The organism is Pseudomonas sp. EA_65y_Pfl1_P113 (assembly GCF_963970525.1).
GTDB classification, from domain to species: Bacteria; Pseudomonadota; Gammaproteobacteria; order Pseudomonadales; family Pseudomonadaceae; genus Aquipseudomonas; species Aquipseudomonas tritici.
The window spans coordinates 405,020-425,682 of the sequence record NZ_CAXAQM010000001.1; the positions used below are offsets into that span (position 1 = coordinate 405,020).

17 protein-coding genes and 4 pseudogenes are annotated in these 20,663 nt (G+C 59.0%); 7 read left to right on the plus strand and 14 right to left on the minus strand.

Annotation, left to right across the window (positions count from 1 at the left end; genetic code table 11):
* Positions 1-59: 59 nt before the first annotated feature.
* Positions 60-941: pseudogene (locus AACY52_RS32125) on the plus strand (methyl-accepting chemotaxis protein); the annotation flags it as partial.
* Between the two features lie 198 nt (positions 942-1,139).
* Complete coding sequence (locus AACY52_RS32130) at positions 1,140-1,844, plus strand: methyl-accepting chemotaxis protein (protein WP_370468001.1); 705 nt, start codon at positions 1,140-1,142, stop codon at positions 1,842-1,844.
* 319 nt (positions 1,845-2,163) lie between these two features.
* On the opposite strand, the gene AACY52_RS01955 is transcribed toward AACY52_RS32130, so the two are convergent.
* The 4 genes from AACY52_RS01955 to AACY52_RS01970 all read right to left on the minus strand — a co-directional run bounded on the left by AACY52_RS01955 (position 2,164) and on the right by AACY52_RS01970 (position 6,323).
* Positions 2,164-2,532 (minus strand): glyoxalase superfamily protein, encoded by a 369-nt coding sequence (locus tag AACY52_RS01955; RefSeq protein ID WP_339420541.1) that lies wholly within the window; start codon positions 2,530-2,532, stop codon positions 2,164-2,166.
* A 100-nt stretch (positions 2,533-2,632) separates the two neighbouring features.
* Positions 2,633-4,099 carry a D-aminoacylase gene (locus AACY52_RS01960; protein WP_339420540.1) on the minus strand — a complete coding sequence of 489 codons (1,467 nt, stop codon included), beginning with the start codon at positions 4,097-4,099 and terminating at the stop codon, positions 2,633-2,635.
* 1 nt (position 4,100) lies between these two features.
* Positions 4,101-4,961: a MurR/RpiR family transcriptional regulator gene (locus AACY52_RS01965; protein WP_339420539.1), complete on the minus strand. Its 861-nt coding sequence runs from the start codon at positions 4,959-4,961 to the stop codon at positions 4,101-4,103.
* 12 nt (positions 4,962-4,973) lie between these two features.
* Positions 4,974-6,323, minus strand: a complete 1,350-nt coding sequence (locus AACY52_RS01970; RefSeq protein ID WP_339420538.1) for a gluconate:H+ symporter — start codon at positions 6,321-6,323, stop codon at positions 4,974-4,976.
* A 248-nt stretch (positions 6,324-6,571) separates the two neighbouring features.
* Between AACY52_RS01970 and AACY52_RS01975 the strand changes: the two genes are divergently transcribed.
* Positions 6,572-6,952 (plus strand): lysozyme inhibitor LprI family protein, encoded by a 381-nt coding sequence (locus AACY52_RS01975; RefSeq protein ID WP_339420536.1) that lies wholly within the window; start codon positions 6,572-6,574, stop codon positions 6,950-6,952.
* Between the two features lie 4 nt (positions 6,953-6,956).
* Here the strand turns inward: AACY52_RS01975 and AACY52_RS01980 are convergent, their stop codons facing one another.
* From AACY52_RS01980 to AACY52_RS01995, 4 genes and pseudogenes are all read right to left on the minus strand, one after another.
* Entirely contained in the window at positions 6,957-8,402 is a 1,446-nt protein-coding gene (locus tag AACY52_RS01980) for a SulP family inorganic anion transporter (RefSeq protein ID WP_339420535.1), read from the minus strand.
* Between the two features lie 200 nt (positions 8,403-8,602).
* Positions 8,603-9,496 carry an NAD-dependent epimerase/dehydratase family protein gene (locus AACY52_RS01985; protein WP_339437460.1) on the minus strand — a complete coding sequence of 298 codons (894 nt, stop codon included), beginning with the start codon at positions 9,494-9,496 and terminating at the stop codon, positions 8,603-8,605.
* A 103-nt stretch (positions 9,497-9,599) separates the two neighbouring features.
* Positions 9,600-10,268 (minus strand): annotated as a pseudogene (locus AACY52_RS01990) (LysR substrate-binding domain-containing protein); the annotation flags it as partial.
* Between the two features lie 36 nt (positions 10,269-10,304).
* Positions 10,305-10,391, minus strand: a pseudogene (locus AACY52_RS01995) (transposase); the annotation flags it as partial.
* A gap of 211 nt (positions 10,392-10,602) precedes the next feature.
* On the opposite strand from AACY52_RS01995, the gene AACY52_RS02000 reads away from it, so the two are divergent.
* Together AACY52_RS02000 and AACY52_RS02005 are read left to right on the plus strand one after the other, a co-directional pair.
* Complete coding sequence (locus tag AACY52_RS02000) at positions 10,603-11,088, plus strand: Hcp family type VI secretion system effector (RefSeq protein WP_339438150.1); 486 nt, start codon at positions 10,603-10,605, stop codon at positions 11,086-11,088.
* Positions 11,085-11,807, plus strand: a complete 723-nt coding sequence (locus AACY52_RS02005; protein WP_339438152.1) for a DUF4225 domain-containing protein — start codon at positions 11,085-11,087, stop codon at positions 11,805-11,807. The genes AACY52_RS02000 and AACY52_RS02005 overlap by 4 nt, the downstream gene beginning before the upstream one ends.
* Positions 11,808-12,192: 385 nt before the next feature.
* On the opposite strand, the gene AACY52_RS02010 is transcribed toward AACY52_RS02005, so the two are convergent.
* Genes AACY52_RS02010 through AACY52_RS02020 form a run of 3 tightly spaced genes read right to left on the minus strand, consistent with a single transcriptional unit; the run spans position 12,193 to position 15,839 of the window.
* On the minus strand, positions 12,193-15,186 hold the full coding sequence (locus tag AACY52_RS02010; protein ID WP_339438153.1) for a Tn3 family transposase: 2,994 nt from the start codon (positions 15,184-15,186) through the stop codon (positions 12,193-12,195).
* A 3-nt stretch (positions 15,187-15,189) separates the two neighbouring features.
* The gene (locus AACY52_RS02015) at positions 15,190-15,600 is read right to left on the minus strand and encodes a putative toxin-antitoxin system toxin component, PIN family (protein ID WP_339438154.1); all 411 of its coding nucleotides are present in this window, start codon (positions 15,598-15,600) and stop codon (positions 15,190-15,192) included.
* Positions 15,600-15,839 (minus strand): ribbon-helix-helix domain-containing protein, encoded by a 240-nt coding sequence (locus AACY52_RS02020; protein WP_008371006.1) that lies wholly within the window; start codon positions 15,837-15,839, stop codon positions 15,600-15,602. Before AACY52_RS02020 ends, AACY52_RS02015 begins: the two co-directional genes overlap by 1 nt.
* A 201-nt stretch (positions 15,840-16,040) precedes the next feature.
* On the opposite strand from AACY52_RS02020, the gene AACY52_RS02025 reads away from it, so the two are divergent.
* Positions 16,041-16,958, plus strand: coding sequence for a recombinase family protein (locus tag AACY52_RS02025; RefSeq protein ID WP_339560201.1), 918 nt, complete (start codon positions 16,041-16,043; stop codon positions 16,956-16,958).
* Positions 16,959-17,001: 43 nt separating this feature from the next.
* Here AACY52_RS02025 and AACY52_RS02030 read toward each other — a convergent pair.
* Both AACY52_RS02030 and AACY52_RS02035 read right to left on the minus strand, forming a co-directional pair.
* Positions 17,002-17,235, minus strand: a pseudogene (locus AACY52_RS02030) (LysR family transcriptional regulator); the annotation flags it as partial.
* A gap of 60 nt (positions 17,236-17,295) precedes the next feature.
* Positions 17,296-18,060, minus strand: coding sequence for a sulfite exporter TauE/SafE family protein (locus tag AACY52_RS02035; RefSeq protein WP_339420534.1), 765 nt, complete (start codon positions 18,058-18,060; stop codon positions 17,296-17,298).
* 118 nt (positions 18,061-18,178) lie between these two features.
* On the opposite strand from AACY52_RS02035, the gene AACY52_RS02040 reads away from it, so the two are divergent.
* Positions 18,179-19,075: a LysR family transcriptional regulator gene (locus AACY52_RS02040; protein WP_339420533.1), complete on the plus strand. Its 897-nt coding sequence runs from the start codon at positions 18,179-18,181 to the stop codon at positions 19,073-19,075.
* Here AACY52_RS02040 and AACY52_RS02045 read toward each other — a convergent pair.
* Positions 19,021-20,427, minus strand: coding sequence for an amino acid permease (locus tag AACY52_RS02045; protein ID WP_339420532.1), 1,407 nt, complete (start codon positions 20,425-20,427; stop codon positions 19,021-19,023). The two genes, AACY52_RS02040 and AACY52_RS02045, sit on opposite strands and share 55 nt — an antisense overlap.
* Positions 20,428-20,663 lie beyond the last annotated feature (236 nt).

Sequence of the window (20,663 nt, forward strand, 5' to 3'; positions counted from 1 at the left end):
CAATCCTGGCGCTCACCGGCTGGACCAGCCTGGGCGGCTTGATCGACCGCAGCAACTGGATGAGCGACATCACCCAGCTCAACGCCTCCCTGACCAAACTGCGAATCGTGCGCCTGCAGTACATGCTCGCCAACGGCGACGAAGCCGTGGCGCAGAACGTACAGACGAGCCTGGATACCTTCGCTGCCCAGCAGCAGAAACTGCTGGACAGCTTCAAGAGCCCGGCAAACTTTAAGCTGCTCAACGAGCAGAAATCCATCATCACCGCTTACCAGCAATCGCTGAACAAAATGCGCGAGGCTTACCGTAACGGCAACGCCTCGCGCCAGGTAATGGGCGACAAGGCTGATATCGCCAATGCTCAGATCGACGCGCTGGAAGCCAGCGTTAAACAGATGCCCGACAGTTCGGAGTACCTTGCACAATTCCAGGCAGTGACCGACGCGAAGATGCAATTCCAATTGGCCCGCTACGAAGTGCGTGGCTACACCGCCAACGTCAGTCCGGAGACCGAAGCCCGCGCCGCAGCGCAAATCGAGAATGCCATTGCAGGCTTGAAAGGCCTGAACACTGCCTTTGGCACCCGCCAGCAAAGCGCGTTGACCGCATTGGAAACAGCCTTGGGTGCCTATCGCAGCGCCGTGCAGAACTACAAGGCCGCCAACGCCAACATCGTATCCGCCCGTGCCGAGATGACCACCCAGGGCGCCGACATCGTCACGATCAGCGACAAGCTGTACGAGATCCAGCTGACCCGTCGCGACGCCGAAAGCACCCAGGCGCGCAGCCTGCAGTTGATCAGCACACTGCTGGCGCTGCTGGTGGGCGTTATCGCCGCATGGGTCATCACTCGCCAGATCACTCGCCCCATCCAGGACACCCTGGCCGTGGTGGAACGCATTGCCTCCGGCGACCTGAGCCACACCATCCAAGTGACCCGCCGCGATGAACTGGGTGTGCTGCAACAAGGCATCCAGCGCATGGGCACCACCCTGCGCGAGTTGATCAGTGGTATTCGCGACGGCGTAACCCAGATCGCCAGCGCCGCCGAGGAACTGTCGGCCGTGACCGAGCAGACCAGCGCCGGTGTGAACAGCCAGAAGATCGAAACCGATCAGGTCGCTACGGCGATGCACGAAATGACCGCCACCGTGCAGGAAGTTGCGCGCAACGCCGAGCAAGCTTCCCTGGCCGCGGCCGAGGCCGACGGCCAAGCCCGCGCCGGCGACAAAGTGGTCGCCGAGGCCATTGCCCAGATCGAGCGCCTCGCCGCCGAAGTGGCGCGTTCCACCGACGCCATGGCGCACCTGCAACAAGAGAGCAACAAGATTGGCAGCGTGATGGACGTGATCAAGGCCGTGGCCGAACAGACCAACCTGCTGGCCCTCAACGCGGCGATTGAAGCGGCGCGTGCCGGTGAAGCCGGTCGTGGGTTTGCCGTGGTAGCCGATGAAGTGCGCGGCCTGGCCCAGCGCACCCAGAAATCCACTGAAGAAATCGAAGGCCTGGTTGCCGGTTTGCAGAACGGTACTCAGCAAGTCGCCTCAGTGATGAACAACAGCCGCAGCCTCACCGACAGCAGCGTCGAGCTGACACGCAAGGCTGGCGTGTCCCTGGAAAACATCACCCGGACGGTGTCGAACATCCAGTCGATGAACCAGCAGATCGCTGCCGCCGCCGAACAGCAAAGCGCCGTGGCCGAAGAGATCAGCCGCAGCATCGTGAATGTGCGTGATGTCTCGGAGCAGACGGCGACGGCGAGTGATGAGACGGCCAAGTCGAGTGTGGAACTGGCGCGGTTGGGTAGCCAGTTGCAGCAGATGGTCAGCCACTTCCGGGTTTAAGAAACCAAAAAGCCGCCTCGGCCTACACCGAAGCGGCTCCCCTTCTCAGACCTTAACGGTCATCAAAACTGTCCCGCAGGAACTTCCATACGTGATAAGCACGCAGGCAGTTCACTACGAGGTTCCATGTACGTCGTGCAAACTTAAACATACTCGGCCCTCCGTAAGTTGGGCCTTACCTCCAGCGCACTTACCGGAACACGTGAGCCTTAGGATGCGGGTCATAGCTTCCAATGAAGTCGCAACCCCAGCCACTAACTGGGATTGCAATAAAAAACCGCCCTACTAAGGCGGTTTTTTATTGCCTGCGATTTACCCCTCAGCCCTCGCTCTCCTCGACAAACACCACCCGATTCCCAAACGGATCCTTGATGCTCATCTCGCGCGAGCCCCAAGGCGTGTCCTCAACTTCAGGCTTGGCATACCGGTAATCCTTGCCCGCCAATTGCTGCTGATACGCATCCACTCCCTGCGCCTGAATACGCACTGCCGAGCCCGGCGAGGCGTCGCCATGATGCTCAGTCAAATGCAGCACGCACTCACCCAGCGACACCTGTAGGTACAACGGATAATTCGCCTCGAAACGGTGTTGCCAATCTACCTTGAACCCCAGGAAGTCGACGTAGAATTCCAACGCCTTGGCCTCGTCGAAAATTCGCACTATGGGGGTAACTTTTCCTAAGTGCATGTATCCGCCTCCGTGTCTGAAAACCAAAACTATAGAGGGTTTCCCGTGTTGAATGACAGATCGCAATCGCAGGCAAGCCTGCGATGAACGATAACCCGGTCTATCCACCCGCCACGAATCCACGGCGCAAATCCCCACTGCGCGCCAGGAAGCGCCCTGCGCGCCGGCCATTCGCGCGCCCATTGCTGTAGCTCAACGCGCCGTTGACCCACACACCATCGATGCCTTCCGCCGCCCGCTGCGGTGCTTTGAAATCCGCCACATCGCGCACGCGCAGCGGATCGAACAACACCAGGTCGGCCCAGTGCCCTTCACGGATTTCACCGCGCTCGGCCAAACCAAAACGCGCCGCCGACAAGCCGGTCATTTTGTGCACCGCCGTGTGCAGCGCAAACAACCCGACATCCCGGCTGAAATGCCCCAATACCCGTGGAAACGCCCCCCACAAACGCGGATGTGGAAACGGGTCTTCCGGCAGCCCATCCGACCCGACCATCGACAATGGATGCGCCAGGATCTTGCGCACATCGTCTTCATCCATCCCGTAATACACAGCCCCTGCCGGTTGCAGGCGACGCGCTGCATCCATCAACGAAACGTCCCACTCGGCGGCGATGTCCTGCAAGTCGCGCCCGCCCAACTCCGGGTGCGGTGTCGACCAGGTGATGGTGATCCGAAACGCGTCAGTCACCTGCTTGAGGTCCAGGGTCGAAGAACTCGCCGCATAGGGATAACAATCACACCCCACTGGATGGGTTTTAGCAGCCGCTTCCAGCGATGCCAGCAGCTGCGGGCTACGCCCCCAATTCCCCGCGCCGGCGCATTTGAGGTGGGAAATAATCACCGGCGCCTTGGCATGCCGGCCAATCAAAAACGCCTCGTCCATCGCCTCCAGCACCGGCTCGAATTCACTGCGCAAATGGGTGGTGTACACCGCGCCAAACGCGGTGAGTTCTTCACTCAGTTGCAGCACTTCATCAGTCTCGGCATTGAACGCACTGGCATAGGCCAGGCCTGTGGATAAACCAAGGGCGCCGGCTTCAAGGCTTTCCTGCAACTGCACGCGCATGGCGGTGATTTCATCCAGCGAGGCGCTGCGGTGCAGGTCGTCCATATGGTTGTTGCGTAGCGCCGTATGACCGACCAGTGCGGCAACGTTCACCGCCGGATGCGCCGCGTCCACCGCCGCGCGGTAGTCGGCAAAACGTGGATAAGTGAACGCCTCGCGCGTGCCCAACAAGTTCATCGGGTCCGGCGGATCGCTGCGCAAAACCACCGGCGAGGCGCTGATGCCACAATTGCCGACGATCACCGTGGTCACACCCTGGCTGAGCTTGGGCAGCATTTGCGGATGGCGAATCACCACGGTGTCATCGTGGGTGTGCACGTCGATAAAACCCGGCGCCAGCACGCGCCCCATGGCGTCGATTTCATGCTCGGCCACGGCCGCCGACAAGTCACCGATCGTCTCGATGCGCCCGTCGCGTAACCCTACATCAGCAACGTAGCCGGGCGTATTGCGGCCATCGATGATCAGCGCCTGGCGTATCAACGTGTCGTACTTCATATCAGTCTCCAAGCGGCAGGCTATCGGGGCCGCCGCGGTAATCGTCCAGGGCCAGCTTGATCCGGCGCAGGCGTTCCTGGTTGTCGTCGGGCATAGCCAGCGCCAGCTCGGTGGCGAGCAGGTCGATGGCCAGCAGCATGCCGTAGCGCGCGGCGGTGGGCTTGTAGATAAAACTGGTTTCGGCCGGTTGCAACGGCAGCAGCACATCCGCCAACTGGGCCAAGGGCGAATCGGCCAGGGTGATGGCGACGACACGCGCGTCGTAGTTGCGCGCCAGTTCCACCACGTCCAGTAACTCGGGGGTGAGGCCGGTCAGGGAACACACAATCAATGCATGGTCCGGGCCCAAGGTCGCTGCCGTGACGCGCATCATCAGCGGGTCATGACAAGCCGCAATCGGATAGCCCAGGCGCACCAAGCGCACCTGTAATTCATCACTGCACAGGCTCGACGGGCCGCCCATGCCGAACGCGTGGATCATCCGTGCCTTGCCCAGCAGGCTGACCGCGTCAACGAAACTCGCCTGGTTGAACCCCGACAAGTGCTGACGCAAAGTCGCCTCGATATCACCCAGAATCTGCCGATGAAACGCCGATTGCTCCGGCAACCCCGCCGGGTCCAGGAAGCGGCTGCCGACGCCACTGGCTTGGGCCAATTGCAGGCGCAAGTCGCGCAAATCCCGGCACCCCACACTGCGCGCAAACCGCGACAAGGTCGCCGTGCTGACCTCGGCCCGCTGGGACAACGCTTCCAGGCTGGCCGAAGCGGCAAAGCCCACGTCCTCCAGCATCAGCCTGGCGATACGCCCTTCACCGGCGCTGAAGGAATCCTGGCGGGCGCGGATCTGGTAGAGGATGTCCATGGGGTCTCCGGGTTACAAAATGCAGGACAGACCGTACGTCAGACCAAAGGCGACAAGAGAGATCAATGTCTCCAGCACGGTCCAGGTCTTGAATGTCTGGATCACCGTCATATTGAAGTATTCCTTGATCAGCCAGAAGCCGCCGTCGTTCACGTGGGAAAAGATCACCGAACCCGCGCCGGTGGCCAGCACCAGCAATTCGGGGTGTGGATAACCCAGGCCCATGGCGACCGGCGCCACCACGCCGGAGGCGGTGGTCATAGCGACAGTGGCAGAGCCTGTAGCAATACGCATCAGTGCAGCGAACAGCCAACCCATCACCAGCGGCGACAGATGGAAGGCATGGGCCAACCCGAGGATTTCGTGGGTGACGCCAGCGTCCACAAGGATTCGATTCAACCCGCCGCCCGCCCCCACCAGCAAGGTGATACTGGCGGTCGGCGCCAGGCACTCATTGGTAAACCTGAGGATCGACTCGCGGTTGAAGCCCTGGGCCAGGCCCAAGGTCCAGAAACTGACCAACGTCGCCACCAACAACGCGATCACCGAGTTACCGATAAACAGCAGGAATTGATTAAAGCCCGTGCCCGGGGTGGAAATCACGTTGGCCCAGCCGCCAATCATCATCAACACTACCGGCAACAGGATAGTGCCCATGGTCAGCGCGAAGCTCGGCAGGCGCGTGCGCGGTTCGCGCTCGATGAACTGGCGTTCCAGCGGGTTTTCCGCCGGCAGATGAATACGCGGCACGATGAATTTGGCATAGACCGGGCCGGCAATGATTGCCGTGGGAATGCCGATCAAAATCGCATACAGCACGGTCTGCCCTACCGAGGCGTTGTACGCCAGTACCGCCATCATCGCCGCCGGGTGCGGCGGCACCAGCGCATGCACCACCGACAAACCGGCGACCATCGGCAAGCCGACCATCAGGATCGACACGCCCACGCGCCGCGCTACGGTAAAGGCGATCGGCACCAGCAACACAAAACCGACTTCGAAAAACAGCGGCAGCCCCACCAGGAACGCGATGCACACCATCGCCCAGTGCGCGTTGCGTTCGCCAAACCGGTTGATCAGCGTGCGCGCCACCTGCTCGGCACCGCCAGACTCGGCCATCATCTTGCCCAGCATGGTGCCCAGTGCAACCACCAAAGCTATATGTCCCAGGGTCTTGCCGACGCCCGCCTCGTAGGAGCCCATGATGGTATCCGCCGGCATCCCGGCCATCAGCGCCAGGCCGATGGACACCAGGGTGATGACGATAAACGGGTTGAGCCGGTAACGTGCAATCAGCACGATCAAAGCAATGATAGCGATGGCAGCGTATGCCAATAGCCCGAAGCCCGGTGATGCGGCCATGCGGTACTCCTCGGAAAGGGTCACGTCGAGTGGGTTGTGAAACTCATAAATCATTACCGAAGGGCATTTTCAAATGCTATGAAAGTGATTTTCGCCCACGGGTAAGCGCTGTCGCGTTGGGGTATGCGCGACAGCCGTACATGAAAACTCGGGGGGTGTTCTTACATGAGGTTCAGAAAAGGCTGGAAACTCAGCGCGAGCGCTTGAGTCATAGAATGCACATCCCTTTAAGCTCAGGAATATCGACCATGATTCGCACATCCCTTGCTGCCGGTGCCGTGCTTCTAGCCCTGTGTGGCACTGCTTCAGCCGCCGACAACGCGGCCTGGAAAAAATGCATGGACGGCGCCAACACGACCGTAGAAATGGTCAGTTGCAACGTCAAGGAAGCCAAGGTCCAGGACACGCGCCTGAACAAGGCCTACAAAACCGCCCTCGCCGCCCAGAAAGGCGCGCGCAAGCAACAACTGCAAGACGTGCAGCGCCTGTGGATAAAGTACCGTGACGCCAATTGCGGCTTCGCAGGGTCCGCCACCGGCGGCACCATCGACCAGGTCAACGGTACCGGCTGCATGCTGGACATGACCCAGACCCGCGCCCAGGAACTGGAAACCCTGGTCGGGCCTTGATCACTTACTCATGATGTACCCGGGCGCGCTTGAGCAACTTCTTGCAGCGCTCGGACAAATGCAGCACCCGCAGATGCTTGCCAGCCTTGGTGTAGCGCTCGCGCAGGGTCATCAGTGCAGCAATCGCCGAGTAATCGACAAAGCTCAGGTGGCGGCAATCCAGTGTCACCCGGTCCGGATCATTGGGCGTATCGAATTGATTCAGGAACGGTGTGGTCGAGGCAAAGAACAGCGTGCCGTGCAGGCGATAGAGCTTGCTGCCATCGGCCTCAAGATGTTCATCGGCATACAACTCGCGCGCTTGTTGCCAGGCGAAATTCAACGCTGCGATCACAATGCCGCACAGCACCGCCGTGGCCAGGTCGGTGAACACGGTGATCACCGTCACCGCGATAATCACCAGCACGTCATTGAGCGGCACCTTGTTGATCACGCGCAGCGACGCCCAGGCGAAAGTCTGTTGCGACACCACAAACATCACCCCCACCAGCGCCGCCAGCGGAATCCGCTCGATAAACGGTGACAGAAACAGAATGAACAGCAAGATCATCACCCCGGCAAACACCCCGGAGAAACGCCCGCGCCCGCCGGAGCTGAGATTGATCACGGTTTGCCCGATCATCGCGCAACCGCCCATGCCGCCGAACAGGCCCGAAACCATATTCGCTGCGCCCAGGGCCACGCTTTCGCGGTCGGGGTAGCCACGGGTCTCAGTGATTTCGTCGGTGAGGTTGAGGGTGAGCAGGGTTTCCAACAGCCCAACCATCGCCATCAGGAACGCGTAGGGCGCGATGATGCCGAGGGTTTCCAGGGTCCAGGGGATTTGCGGCAGCGCGAACGTTGGCAGGCCACCGGCGATGTGGGCCATGTCGCCAAGGGTGCGGGTTGGCAGGCCAAGCAGGTAGACCGCCAGGCCGACGCCGAGGATCGCCACCAACGCGGGCGGCACGGCGCGGGTGATGCGCGGCAGCAGGTAGACGATGGCCATGGTCACCAGCACCAGGCCGGCCATCACGTACAGCGGCGTACCGCTGAGCCAGGTTTCACCGCTTTTGAAATGCTCCAACTGTGCCAGGGCGATGATAATCGCCAGGCCGTTGACGAAGCCGAGCATCACCGGGTGCGGCACCATGCGCACCAGCTTGCCCAGGCGCAGCAGGCCGAAGGCAACCATGATTAACCCGCCCAGCAATACCGTGGCCAGCAGATACTCCACGCCGTGTTGCACCACCAACGCAACAATCACGACAGCCATCGAGCCTGCCGCACCGGACACCATGCCGGGTCGACCACCAAACAATGCCGTGAGGGTGCAGATGATAAAAGCGCCGTAGAGCCCCATCAGCGGGTTGAGATGGGCCACCAGGGCAAAGGCGATGCATTCGGGCAGCAACGCAAAAGAGGTGGTGAGGCCAGCCAGGGCATCGGCGCGCAGACGGGTGAGGTTCATGAGGTACCAGGGTAATGCGGGGGATAAGGCGGGGAATGGTACGGAATTGAGCGCGGCGGGGCCAGTGTCGGGTGAACCAGACAGACCGAGTGGCCCCTTTCGCGAGCAAGCCCGCGCACACTTGACCGAGTTTCAACGTTGGAATGCAGTCAAATGTGTGGGCTTGCTCGCGAAGGCAGCAGCTCGGTCTCAAGCGAACATCACACCCTCTCGTGGCGAATCCACTCCACAACGCAAGTCCGCTTCGGCGCCCAGCCCAACAGTTCACGGGCATGCTTGCCCCGCACCCGGCTGTTGGAGCCCAAACCATAATTCGCCATTTCATACCCCCACTCAGCCTCGGCGTCGGCCAGTGGCCAATCCTGCGGTTTACCCAGTTTCAAGGCTTCGGCAATGGCCGTGGTCATGTCGATAAACGACGCCTCGCCGCTTTCCACGAAGTAAAAAGTGCCTGGCACATTCTTGGCCAGCGCCAGCAAGTACAGCGCAACCACGTCTTCAATGTGCACGTTGGACCACATGTTCTGCCCGCTGCCCACATGACGCACCACCCCGCTCTTGCGGGCTTGCTTGAGCAGACGCGGCAATTGCACGCTGTCGCGCTTCACGCCCAGGCTGTGGCCGTAGATCAACGTGTTGCAGATCACTGCCGAATTCACACCGTCCTGAGCGGCAGCCAGGATCAGGTTATCGATGGCGACACGGGCCGCTTTATCGACAGTCGGCTCAGGAAGGTTGTCTTCGAAGTAGATGACATCACTGCCTTTGCCACCCGACGCATCACCGACGATGCTTGAACCGCTGGTGTGCAGGAACGGCTTGTTCGAGCCCTTCAATGCCGCCAGCAGGGTTTCAACGGCCGCACGATGGTCGCTGCTCGCGGCATTGATCACCGCATCGGCCTTTTGCGCCTGCTCGGTCAACACGGCGCTGTCATCCAAGGTGCCGATTACCGGGGTGATGCCCAGGGCGGTCAACTCGGCGGCTTGTTCGGCACTGCGCACCAGGCCGGTAACGGTGTGGCCGGCCATGACCAGGCCAGTGGCGATGGAACCACCGATAAAACCGGCTGCGCCGGTGACGAATACGTTCATGGAGAATGCTCCTGACTGAATAAGTGATGGGGCCAGTATCACGGGCTGATCCGTGACGAATAAGCCCCGTTTACCCAATTCACTCTTGCGCAAGAGTCACGAATCAGCGCGCATACCGCGCCAGCTTGGCCTGGATAAAGTCGAGGAAACACTGGATGCGCAACGCCAGTTGCGAGTTGCGGTAGAACACCGCGTGGATTGGTTGGCGATAGCCACTGTTGAACGCTTCCAGCACCGGCACCAGGCGCCCGGCGTCGATGTCGGCGCCGGTCATGAAGTTCGACAGGCAGCAAATACCCTGGCCCTCCAGCGCCAACTGGCGCACGGTCTCGCCGCTGGAGGCGGCCACGCTGGGCTGGATCAGCCAGCGGTCACCGTCTGCATGGCGCAGCGGCCAGTGGTTGAGGGTTTCAGTCTGGGTGAACCCCAGCAAGGTGTGGTCCGCCAACTCGGTGACCGTGGACGGTGTGCCGTATTGCTTGAGGTAGTCGGGGCTGGCGAGGATATGCAGCGGCGTACTGCCAAGGGCTCGTGCATGCAGGGTGGAATCGGCCAGGGCGCCGATGCGAATGGCGATGTCGGTGCTTTGCTCAAGCAAATCGATAATCAGATCATCGCTGTTCAGCTCCAGCTGGATCTGCGGGTAGAGGCTGCGAAACTCGGCGATGTACGGCACGATGCCATGCAGCATGAACGGCACGGCGGCATTGATGCGCAGACGCCCGGCGGGCTTTTTCTGGCGCGACGACAGGCGTTCCTCCAGCTCATGGGGTTTGGGGAGCAATGGAACCAAAAACCAACGTAAGCCCTACCACCTTCGCTCGGAGCCCTCTTCCCAGGCATCCGCCTCGATAAAACAATTGCACATCTCGGCCTCTTGGCTGATCTCGGTCAAAGGGGACCAACGGAGCAGAAAATGCACTTGAGCTCGGACAACCTGGTTTCGCGACCTGACCACAGACTTACCTGACCGGGTCTTTCACCGAACCGCCGATAGCTGGCAGACCTAAGTTAGAAATATTCCGTAAAAATTTTCGACAACTACCTACAGCGCGACTGAAACCCTTGCAATAGTATGTCCGGCTGACTAAAAAGGAGTGTCACGTATGGCTAACCACGGTTACATGACCATCACCGGCAAGGCTCAAGGACTGATTTCGGCGGGTTGTTCAACCCAAGATTCTATTGGCAACAAGTGTCAGACAGGGCATGCGGACGAAATCATGGTGCTGTCTTACAGCCATAATATGGCAAATGTCGGAAATATTAATAAACCAACGCATCATCCAATTATCATAACCAAAAACGTTGATAAGTCCTCGCCGCTTCTCGCTCAAGCACTCTCATCTAGAGAAGAAATAAACTGCATCATCAGTTTTTATCGCGTGTCTTCTTTTGGCCTGCAGGAAAAATTCTATTCTATCTCTATCAATGGTGGAATTATTGCTGACCTGACACTTGAAATGCCCCACGCTATTTTGCAGAACGACGCTGAACCGCAAGAACATGTCGCCATTCGTTACCGAGACATCACGTGGACCCACCACTCTGCGGGCACCAGCGGATATAGTACGTGGGGAAATAGTGAATGAAACCAACAAACGAAAGTTGCATGCCTGGTAGCTGTGACTACTGGATGGTCAGTGCCGCGGCTGGAAAACTTGGAAGCCAAGCCAGCACATTGGGTGTTAGATACATCAAAGACGGCACGCTGCGTTTACAATTCAACCGCGAAGTCGCTTATTATGCCAAAAGCATTGTTAATGATGTCTCGCAGGGCAAAAAAAGCCCTGAGCAGGGCCTGCAGGACCTCAAAAACGAACAGAGCAGCCTGCTGAGCCAGTCATTTGAGATTGCTCAAAAAGGCGTGGGAGCAATCGCCGGGGCATTTCAAATCGCAACAGGGGCCGGAATCTGCTACGGCTCAGCCGGTACGCTGTGCCTATTCGCAGGTGCCCCCATGATGGCCCATGGCGCTAATAATCTCTATGAGAACGGACGTAACCTCTTAGAGAATCGTTCTGACACCCAAGGCCCCGTCAGGAAGGTTTATCAGGAGGGCGCTAAACTACTCGGCGGCGGCGCACTTGAAGGGAATATGGCTTATGGTACTGTTGACTTAGGACTTTCTGCATATGGCGTCGGAAGAATGGTATTAAAGCCAGATGCTTGGCGCCTATATAGATATATAAATACTGATTATATAAAATCATATAAGACAATGGGCAGTAGTGCACTTATATTTGAAGGGGTTAGCGATAGCGTGACAGGCAGATCAATGTACCTGGAGTACAAAGGTAATGACAAATAATATTATAGTTTCAATTGCATATCTAGTGCTATCTTTGATGGTGCTGTCTTCTTTATATTTCTTGTCGAGATTTTTTTCTGGTGAAAAATTCAAGTGGAGATGGTTTTTTATATGTTTATCTCTAACTATTTTTTTTGGGTCATTTCATATGAGTACCGTAAAATACGGATATGATATTATTTTCCCTGCACTAAAACCGATCCTTCAAGGTAATGATGCAGTTGGATGGATCGCATTTGTTAGTATTTTCCTCCACACATGCTGTGTTCCCACCCAATATGAGCCGAGACGCTGGTTTTCACGAAAGTAAACTCACATCTAATCAGTCCCGCCCAGGATGCCCCACCCTGATCAATAAAGGGCATGACTGCCCCTCCCTGCGCACCTAAATATCGTCGTCCGGATTACGCAGTGGCCGCAGCTCACCTCGGGCGACCTCTTCCGGTACCGCGAAGGAGTACCGTCCCAGCATATTGATGTGCTCGAAGATCAGCGGCGACAGCCGAGCCAGATCTTCGTCCAGCACCGGGTAGCCGTGCTGCTTTAGCCGTTCCACGGCCGCCGTCATGTAGAGGGTGTTCCACAGCACGATGATGTTCACCACCAGGCCCAAGGCACCGAGTTGATCCTCCTGACCTTCGCGGTAGCGCTGACGAAGCTCGCCGCGTTTGCCATGGAACACGGCACGCGCCAGGCTGTGCCGGCCCTCGCCGCGATTCAGCTGGGTCAGGGTGGCGCGGCGCTTGGACTCATCATCGATGTAGGTCAGCGTGTGCAGAGTTTTTTCTATCCGCCCAAACTCTGCCAGCGCTTGGGCCAGGCGGGTCGGACGATCACCCGTTTGCAGCGTGCGCATGATGCCGGTCGCCGGTACCCGACCGAGCTTGAGCGATCCGGCCAGGCGCAGCAAATCATCCCAGTGCTCGGCGATCAGGTCGAGTTTGACCGACTGGCGGGCAAGTCCGTTGAGCTTGCCGTAATCCGCTTCTGGGTGCGTGCGCCAGAAGCGGGTACCACCAACATCGGCCAGGCGCGGGCAGAAGTGATAACCGAGCAGACGGAACAACCCGAACACCACGTCGCTGTAGGCCCCTGTATCGGTCATTATTTGTGTGGGCTGCAATTCGGTCTCTTGTTCCAGCACGACTGCGAGCAATACCAGGCTATCGCGCAGGGTACCGGGCACCGTGATGGCGTTTAGACCGGAGAACTGGTCGGAAACCAGGTTGTACCAGGTGACGCCGCGACCGGTACCGAAATACTTCGGGTTAGGGCCGGCATGCACGGTGCGCACCGGTACAACGAAACGCATACCATCGGCGGAGGCCACTTCGCCGCCGCCCCAGACCTGAGCCAGTTCCAGTTGGCTTTGCGCAGCCACCAGTATGGCGTTGGCTGCTGACAGAGTGTCGTCACGGAGGTAGTTCTGGCTGACCCAGGACAATCGGTCACGGCGTAGTGCTTGGTTGTCGTTGCGGATCAATGGTTCAAGGCCGGTGTTGCAGGCTCCCCCCAGGAGCACCGCGCACAGGTTCGTCACCAGATTGTCGGCCCGCGCATTGCGTTCGGACACATGAGTGAACGCTTCAGCGAAGCCGGTACGCGCGGCGATTTCCAATAGGATTTCCGGCAAATCGACACGCGGCATCAAGTCGGCCACGGCTGCACGCAGTTGCAGCAGCGAGTTGGGTTCTTCCAGCTTCTCCAACGCTCCGAGGGACAGCTCGGTTTTGCCCTCTGTATTCTCGCTCAACTGGATCGCAGGATTGTCGGGCAGGCGAGCGGCGACTGCGTGCCAAGTCGCATCCAGCTCGGCAGACAAGGCGCCCAAGGTGGTTTTGGCGTCGATGGTCAAGCCCAGTGACCGACAGATGATCGGTCGCGCCGACAGCCATTCAGCACCATCGAGCAAGCCGATACGCGGGTCGGCATAACGCCAACTGGGTGAAACAAAGACATCGCGGCGGCGTAGGGCGGTGCGCAGTGCATCGAGCGTGCAGAATACATAGGCGCCCATGTCGAGGGAGCCATCTTCGCGGGTGATGTGTTTCTGCCAAGCCTTAACCACGATCTCCTGCGGCGCGTCATTCTCCGGTTTTCTACGAGGCAGGTTCAGTTGCAACCAGTCCAGACTGGCCGCCACTCCCTTGCCAGCGGGGCTGAAACCGAAGCGAATATGTTTCAATAAATCAGGAAGAAAACGGCGCACGCTGCGGTAGCGCTCCTCCAGAGCGAGGTAAAATACATCGTTGGCCGGACGGATCAACGCATTGACCTCTTCTAGGGCTTTCTCCAGCGTGACACGTGGCAGGTCGTTGAACAGCCGGGCACGGACGTTGTCATCGCTGATCGTGCTATCCAGCACGACCTTGCACGCAGCGGCGAGCATTGCCGCCGAGCGATCCAGGTCTTTTAGACTGCGCAACCGAGCCTTCTTGTCAGCCTTCTCCGCTCTGTTGAAGAGATCACGCAGTAGCGCCTCCAGCACTTCCAGAGCATCGTCATGCGCACTGGCTTCCAAGGAAACCGCGAATGCCACCAGCGTCGCCAACCGGCGCGACGCCGGCAGTCGATTGATGGCCGTGACCTTGGCGGTGTTGGCAAAGCGGGCCAAGGCTGCAATGCGGCTGGGTGGGATATGAGCAGCTGGCGGCAAGGCGATTCCCAACCCGCGCACATCATCCAGCCGACGCAGCGCCCGAACCAGTGCGGGGCCACTGACCATCACCGGGCCGGAGCGTAGTTGATCCAGCCGGGAACTGCGGTTGCCTTCGGCCACCAGAAGCAAGTCCTGGAGCTGTTGCCGTTGCGCCTCGCTCAAGCTACGACCCAAGGTGTACCAGAGGCGCTCTTCAACCCGGCTGCGCAGTTGGGCAATGAAACGCTCTAACTGGGAAACTCCGGGCAATAGGACTTTCTGTGTGAGCAGCCATGAGGTAGCTCGTTCAAACAGCACGCCAGGACGATCAGTGCCCGTCCAGCAGAGGGCATACAGCCATCGGCTCAAACGAAAGCCGATACCAGGGTCAGTAAAATGACGATAGCCATAGCGCTCTTGAATATCGGCCGCATGTATCCAGCGACGATGATCGCTATAACGTGCAAGACAGTCAGGGGCAGTGATCGCCAATTGCCGACAAAGTACATGCAGGACTTCCACCGGCACAGCCGCGGGCTTGTCCGGCAGAACACCGACGAAGCGGACGGTGGTCAGCAGAACGGCATAGCCCAAGCGGTTATGGTTACCCCGCAGCACCTGGATGGCTTCACGGTCTTCATCGCTCAGGTGGAAGTAACGCTCCAGCTCTTCACGGCTGGGCGGATCGACATAGCGACCAAAGCCGTCGCGTTGCTCCTGAGTCAGAAAACCAACCGGCATCGATCACAGTGCCTCGGAGCAGAACACGGCGGGGGTAACAATCCGCGTGCGTTCGATATGTCCGCGCTGCAAAAGGCCAGCACGCCGATCACCGGTTACCAGGTAGTCCGCATTACCCGCCAAGGCCATGGCCAGCAGAAAGGAGTCATCTGGATCATCGGCTTCAATCTCGATGGTCAAGCGCTCCAGCACCATCGCCCGTTGCAGGTTATTGATCATGGCCCCCACTTTGGCAGGCTGAAGGATGGCCTGAAGCTTGGGGTAACGACTGGCACGACGAATTTCATCGAGCTGTGCTCGTGAGGTCACAACCTCGAAACGGGCCGCACGCCAGGCCCGATAGATTGCATCAGGAGCACCATGTGGTGAGATCAGCGCACTGAACAGGATGTTGGTATCCAATACAACCCGCATCAGCGCTTACGTGCCCAGTCGAGTGCTTCTTCAACCGCTTCGGTCAGTTCTGCCTCACTCAGATGGGCATTGGAAGCCTTGGCCTGTTCGGCGCTCAGTTCCAGGATGTGTGCCCGCACCGCTTCTTCGATGAAGCGCGACAGGTCGCCCTTACGGCCACCCCCTTGGCTGGCCAGAAACATGCGAAGCGATTGGTCGGTGTCGGTCGAGACGGCGACGTTCCAGCGAGTGGTGTTCATGGCTTTTTCCAGCAATAGGTGTTTGTGTGTTTATACACTCGATTCTCACTGCGCCGCAATTGTTCGATAAAACCCTCGTTTTATAAAACTTTAACGAAAGACCTGCCCAGCTCTGAGTTAGAACTCATTATTGTTTTAAATACTGGTATCGTTAATCAAGGTTCTATTTTCAATTTCTCTATTGAGTAAACGGTACTTTTGATGAAAATTGGCTATGCGCGGGTGAGCACTCGGGATCAGAACGCCGACCTCCAAATCGATGCCCTGAAAAAGGCAGGGTGCGAGCGGATCTATCAAGATGTTGCCAGCGGCTCAAAAAGCGCACGTCCGGAACTGGATAAATTATTGGTTCATGTGCGAGCCGGCGATGCCGTGGTGATTTGGAAGCTGGATCGATTGGGACGTTCGCTCAAGCACCTGGTCGAATTGGTCGGTGAGTTGGCCGCTCGCAACGTTGGACTGCAAAGTCTGAATGACCCAATCGACACCACTCACGCGCAAGGCCGCTTTGTGTTCAACCTGTTCTCTTCGCTGGCAGAGTTCGAGCGCGAATTGATCCGTGAGCGCACACAAGCAGGCTTGTCTGCTGCACGGTCACGTGGTCGAGTCGGTGGCCGTCCAAAGGGGCTACCCGCTCAAGCTGAAGCGACGGCTATGGCTGCGGAAACGCTGTACCGCGAGGGTCGGTTAAGTGTGAGCGCCATTGGCAAGAAACTGCACATATCCAAAAGCACGCTTTACCGCTACCTCCGGCATAGAGGCATAAAAATCGGCGCATCCGAAAAAATCTCCCAGCAGCTCGGCATCACAGTCACACCGGTGGTGGATGATGCCGAACGAGTCGCGACGGTCATATTGCGCCTGGCCGTAGAGAACAACAGCAAGTTCGTGCGTGGCAAAAAGCGGGCAAAGGAGAACATCGAGCGTTACTGCCTGGAACCCTATGGCATGAAGCCACTGGAGTCGGGCAACTACGCGCTGAGCATTCCATATCGCAACGATGAGGCACTGGATAAGACGGTACATGATCTGCTGACCGAGATCAGCCAAGAGGCCGAGATGCGCAATTGTTTTATCGAGGCGGATGCCTGGGAAGAGGGCTCCGAGCGAAGGTGGTAGGGCTTACGTTGGTTTTTGGTTCCATTGCTCCCCAAACCCCCTCATCCATCTGCGCCAGGATCACCTTGGCCTGCTCGAAGAAGTACTTGCCCTCCTCGGTCAGGTCCATGCGCCGCGTGGTGCGGTTGATCAGCGTGGTGTCGAGCTTGGCTTCCAGGCGCGACAAGGTGCGGCTGACCGCCGAGGGCGTATACCCGACCTGTTCGGCGGCGGCGGAAATCGAACCGCACTCAATCACGCTGACGAAGATCTGTAGCTCATCGGATCGGGCTTTCACACGGCGTTCTCTCTTATCCGTTCGCAGCAGCTTACACCGAGAGATTGAACTGTTGCGCCTTTAACCACTGATCAGCAAGTGACCGCCCAATAGCGCCATGCCGATGAAAAATACGCGTTTGAACAGCACCGCACTGATGCGCTGGCGCAGCGCCTCGCCGAGCCACATGCCCAGCAGCGCCGGCACCAGTGCCAGCAGCGACGCGTTGATTTCGCCACCGCCCAGGGTGCCGCGCCAGGCTAACCCGGCCGCCAGCGCCAGGGTCGATACGGTGAACGACAGCCCCAGCGCCTGCACCAACTGGTCGCGGCTCAAGCCCAGGGCTTGCAGATACGGCACCGCAGGAATCACGAATACGCCAGTCGCCGAGGTAATGACGCCTGTGATTACTCCGCACAGAGGACCAAGCCAGCGTTCGGTCTGGGGCTTGACCTTGACCGTGGGCAGGAACAATCCGCTGAGTGCGTAAAGTAGCAACGCCCCGCCCAATGCATGGACCACCCAGCCACCACCGTCCATGCCCAGCCACAAAGTACCAAACCCGGTGCCGAGAAATATCAGCAGCAGCATCGGCCACAGGCGTTCGGTCAACGCGCTCAAGTGGCCGCCGACCGCCAATTGCCAGAGGTTGGTGACCGTCGACGGAATGATCAGCAATGCCGCAGCCTGCGCCGGCAGCATAGCCAGGCCGAGCAGGCCCATGGCTACAGTGGGAAGTCCGAGGCCGATCACACCTTTGACGGTGCCGGCCAGTAGGAAGGTGCCGATGACCAGCAGAGTCAGGGCTGGGCCGATCGTTTGGTAGAAGGCGAGAAAGGTATTCATGGAGGGATTGTGGAGCTTTTCGATGAGGGCTGAAATTCGCCATATACTGAGGCAGCCTCTTGTTTTGTGTGAGGCTGATGCCTGCGATCACGCCGGTCCAGTCACCCGAGAAACAGCCATGCACTTTGACCTGATCGACCTGCGCCTCTACCTGCACATCCTTGACACCGGCAATATCACCGCCGGTGCGGCCCGCAGCCATCTTTCACTGGCCGCCGCCAGCGCCCGCATTCGCGCAATGGAGGCCTCGCTGGGCATCGAGTTCCTCGAACGCGGGCGCCGGGGTGTCACCCCTACGCCCGCCGGCAAAGCGCTGGCCCGCCACGCCCGCCTGCTCTTGCAACAGGCCGAGCACCTGCAACAGGACCTGGCGGAATACGCCAACGGCATCAAAGGCCAGGTGCGCCTGCTGTGCAACACCACCGCCCTCAGCGAATACTTACCCGAGTTGCTGGCGGACTTTTTGCGCGAGCACCCCAACCTCGATATCGACCTGCAAGAGCTTCCGAGCCTGCGCATTACCCAGGCCTTGCGTCAGGGCACGGCGGACCTTGGGATCATTTCCGACGCCGTAGACACCCACGGCCTGCAGACCCTGGCGTTTCGTGACGATCCGCTGGCGCTGATCATGCCGCTGGATCATCCACTGACGACGCAACACGTGAGCTTCATCGACAGCCTGCAACACGACTACGTAGGCCTCGCCGCCAACAGCGCGCTGTCGGTGTACCTGGAAGAACAGGCGCTGCACGCAGGCTTTCGCTTGCAGACGCGCATCCGTGCCGAGGGTTTTGATGGCGTCATTCGCATGGTCGCCGGTGGCGCCGGCCTGGGTATCGTGCCCCAGGCCGCACTGGAGCGTGGGCAGCCGGAACGTCGCTTCAAGGCCCAACCGTTGCAAGAGGATTGGGCCTGCCGAAAGCTGCTGCTATGTGCGCGCTCGTTCGAACAGCTGCCGGGCTACGCCAAGGCCTTGTTCGACGCCTTGGCCCTGCCTTTGCGGAAAAACCCGTAGTAAACCGCCGACAGAATCAATAGAAACGGCACACCAAACACCAACGTCATCTTGAACGCCTCGGTGAAATAGGTGGTGATCATCACCGCGCCCATCAGCACCAGCCCCAGCAGGGTGCTGTACGGGAACAGCCGCATCTGGAAGGATAACGTCGGCCCGCCGTGACGCGTGCGATAGCGCCGGAAAAACAGGTGCGTGAGGAAGATCATGAACCAGGTGAAGATCGCGCCAAACATCGAAATCGCCATCATCAGGGTGAACGAGCTTTCCGGGTACACCACATTGAGCAACGTCGCCAGGGCGATGCCCGAGCTGGACAGCAACAACGCGTTCAACGGAATGCCGCTCTTACTCAAGGCGCCCATGGACTTGGGCGCAAAGCCGGCGCGGGACAAACTGAACATCATGCGCGTGGTGATGTAGAGCTGGCTGTTCATGGCCGACAGCGCCGCAATCAGGATCACAAAATTCATCACCCCGGTGGCGCCGGGAATGCCGATGGTCTGCATCACTGTGACGAATGGGCTCTGGGTTTGCCCGGCCTGGTTCCACGGCACGATGGCGAGCATCAGCGCCAGGGTCAGCAGGTAAAACACCACGAGGCGCACGATGGTGGCGCGGAACGCTTTCTTCACTGCTTGTTGCGGGTCCGCCGCTTCACCGGCGGCCACCGCGATCATCTCCACGCTCAAGTAGCTGAAGATCGACACGATCACCGCGACCCACATGCCGCTCAAGCCATGGGGAAAAAAGCCGTCATGGGCGGTGTAGTTCTGCACCCCGTAGTCCGGGTTACCGGAGCCGAATACTACGTACACCGCGAGAATAATGAAGCCGACGATCGCGCTGATTTTGATCGTCGAGAACCAGTATTCGAAGTTGCCGAAGGTCTTCACGCTGATCGCATTGAGCACAATCAACACGCTGGAAAACGACACGATCCACACCCATTCCGGTACGTTGGCGAACCAGTACTTCATGTACATCGCCACCGCCGTGACCTCGGCCCCCACCGCCAGTACTATCGCTGCCCAGTAGGCATACCGCACCAGAAAGCCCGCCAGCGGGCTGATATAGAACTCGGCGTAGGCGCCAAAGGAGCCCGAGGTGGAATGCGCCACGGTCATTTCCGCCAGACAGCCCATCAACAGCAAGGTGATCAACGCACCAATGGCGTAGCTCACCAGCACACTGGGCCCGGCATAACCGATGGCGTAGGCGCTGCCCATGAACAGCCCGGTGCCGATGGCGCCACCGATGGCGATCATGCTCATCTGGCCGCAAGTGAGCTGGCGCCGCAGGCCGAGTTCGCGGTGGGTGATCTCTGCAAAGCCGTTGTCTGGCGTGGTCACGTGGTGTGCCCCTTTATTATTGTGAGGGTTGTTGCTGGCGCTGAACCCTGTGGGAGCTGGCTTGCCTGCGATGGCGATGGTGAATTCACTACCGTCTTCGCAGGCAAGCCAGCTCTTATCAAACAAAAAATAACTCATTGTTTTTGCTCTTAAAATTTAAGCCGCTTTAACCAGCTGCAATCCAAGTTTGCGTGCCTTGCGTTCCAAGGCGCGCATCTGCCGATCACGGCTTCTTT